Below are 2,500 nucleotides of genomic sequence, written 5' to 3'. Positions count from 1 at the left end.
AAATAAAGTTTGTATCTTTGCAGTCCCAATTAAGGGAGCGCAGGAGTAGAGGGATTGAGGGTTAGGAAAGAGGTTAAGGTTACTTAAAAAACTTTAAAATTTTCTTTCAAAACATTTGGTCGAATCAAAATAAAGTTTTACTTTTGCATTCGCAAATACGGAGCGACACTGACAGAAAGATTGCTTCGTTGAAAAGCGAAAGATATAAAGATCATTGACATACAATATAACAACCAAGTAAGGAAAAACTAAAGCGTTAAAAAACTTTGAGTGAGTCAGACAAACATACAATGGAGAGTTTGATCCTGGCTCAGGATGAACGCTAGCGGGAGGCCTAACACATGCAAGCTGAGCGGTAGAGATCTTTCGGGATCTTGAGAGCGGCGTACGGGTGCGGAACACGTGTGCAACCTGCCTTTATCAGGGGGATAGCCTTTCGAAAGGAAGATTAATACCCCATAATATAAGAAACGGCATCGTTTTTTATTGAAAACTCCGGTGGATAGAGATGGGCACGCGCAAGATTAGATAGTTGGTGAGGTAACGGCTCACCAAGTCTGCGATCTTTAGGGGGCCTGAGAGGGTGATCCCCCACACTGGTACTGAGACACGGACCAGACTCCTACGGGAGGCAGCAGTGAGGAATATTGGACAATGGGTTAGCGCCTGATCCAGCCATCCCGCGTGAAGGACGACGGCCCTATGGGTTGTAAACTTCTTTTGTATAGGGATAAACCTACTCTCGTGAGAGTAGCTGAAGGTACTATACGAATAAGCACCGGCTAACTCCGTGCCAGCAGCCGCGGTAATACGGAGGGTGCAAGCGTTATCCGGATTTATTGGGTTTAAAGGGTCCGTAGGCGGATCTGTAAGTCAGTGGTGAAATCTCACAGCTTAACTGTGAAACTGCCATTGATACTGCAGGTCTTGAGTGTTATTGAAGTAGCTGGAATAAGTAGTGTAGCGGTGAAATGCATAGATATTACTTAGAACACCAATTGCGAAGGCAGGTTACTAAGCAACAACTGACGCTGATGGACGAAAGCGTGGGGAGCGAACAGGATTAGATACCCTGGTAGTCCACGCCGTAAACGATGCTAACTCGTTTTTGGGGCGCAAGCTTCAGAGACTAAGCGAAAGTGATAAGTTAGCCACCTGGGGAGTACGTTCGCAAGAATGAAACTCAAAGGAATTGACGGGGGCCCGCACAAGCGGTGGATTATGTGGTTTAATTCGATGATACGCGAGGAACCTTACCAAGGCTTAAATGGGAAATGACAGGTTTAGAAATAGACTTTTCTTCGGACATTTTTCAAGGTGCTGCATGGTTGTCGTCAGCTCGTGCCGTGAGGTGTTAGGTTAAGTCCTGCAACGAGCGCAACCCCTGTCACTAGTTGCCATCATTAAGTTGGGGACTCTAGTGAGACTGCCTACGCAAGTAGAGAGGAAGGTGGGGATGACGTCAAATCATCACGGCCCTTACGCCTTGGGCCACACACGTAATACAATGGCCGGTACAGAGGGCAGCTACACAGCGATGTGATGCAAATCTCGAAAGCCGGTCTCAGTTCGGATTGGAGTCTGCAACTCGACTCTATGAAGCTGGAATCGCTAGTAATCGCGCATCAGCCATGGCGCGGTGAATACGTTCCCGGGCCTTGTACACACCGCCCGTCAAGCCATGGAAGTCTGGGGTACCTGAAGTCGGTGACCGTAACAGGAGCTGCCTAGGGTAAAACAGGTAACTAGGGCTAAGTCGTAACAAGGTAGCCGTACCGGAAGGTGCGGCTGGAACATCTCATTTTAGAGCGTCTTAAAGACGATAAAAAAATTAGTATCGCAAGATACAGAACTTACTTAAAGTTCAAGCTTTAGTTTTTTGTTTGGTTGATTATATTAAAAATACAAAACCCACTAGAAATTAGTATTAGGGAAAGAGATTGGGGAATGAAGAGGAGCAAGAAGTATTACTTATTACTCATCACTAATTACTCATAACAGAGTCTCGTAGCTCAGCTGGTTAGAGCGCTACACTGATAATGTAGAGGTCGGCAGTTCGAGCCTGCCCGAGACTACTAATTATAAGACGGGAAGATATAAGACATCAGATGTCAGACCATAAAGTCTGTAATCTGAGATCTAAAATCTGAAGTCTACTAGAGGGGGAATTAGCTCAGCTGGCTAGAGCGCCTGCCTTGCACGCAGGAGGTCAAGGGTTCGACTCCCTTATTCTCCACATCGATGGTTTAATTTTAAAAAAGCAAATAGAGCCAAAAACAATATTTGCGAATTAGATCAGAAATAGATAAAGATCATTGACATTAACGGTAAAGACATCACAAAGAGATAACCGAGCACTTTCGAGTGCCGAGTTTATAAAAATATCGATAGACGAGAGTTTATCAAAAAAATACTGAACTAATTTAATATTAGGAAAGAAATCGTTAAGGGCGTATGGCGGATGCCTAGGCTTTCAGAGGCGACGAAGGACGTGGTAAGC

The 2,500-nt window shown here is 45.1% G+C and carries 2 tRNA genes and 2 rRNA genes (1 of these 4 only partly in view); all 4 read left to right on the top strand.

The annotated features are described in order from the left end of the window. Window positions 1-287 precede the first annotated feature (287 nt). Window positions 288-1,804: ribosomal RNA gene (locus tag NBX25_RS16795) — 16S ribosomal RNA — on the top strand. Window positions 1,805-2,001: 197 nt separating this feature from the next. Next, a tRNA-Ile gene (locus NBX25_RS16790) sits at window positions 2,002-2,075 on the top strand. 87 nt (window positions 2,076-2,162) lie between these two features. Then, window positions 2,163-2,236, top strand: a tRNA-Ala gene (locus tag NBX25_RS16785). Window positions 2,237-2,434: 198 nt separating this feature from the next. Further along, a 23S ribosomal RNA gene (locus tag NBX25_RS16780) occupies window positions 2,435-2,500 on the top strand; it runs 2,694 nt beyond the window's last position. The 16S and 23S rRNA genes sit together here with 2 tRNA genes alongside, the layout of an rRNA operon.

It is taken from the genome of Chryseobacterium sp. Marseille-Q3244, from assembly GCF_940807095.1.
GTDB lineage: Bacteria > Bacteroidota > Bacteroidia > Flavobacteriales > Weeksellaceae > Chryseobacterium.
Note: the sequence above shows the minus strand (reverse complement) of the source record. Positions and strands in the feature narration are given on the sequence as shown.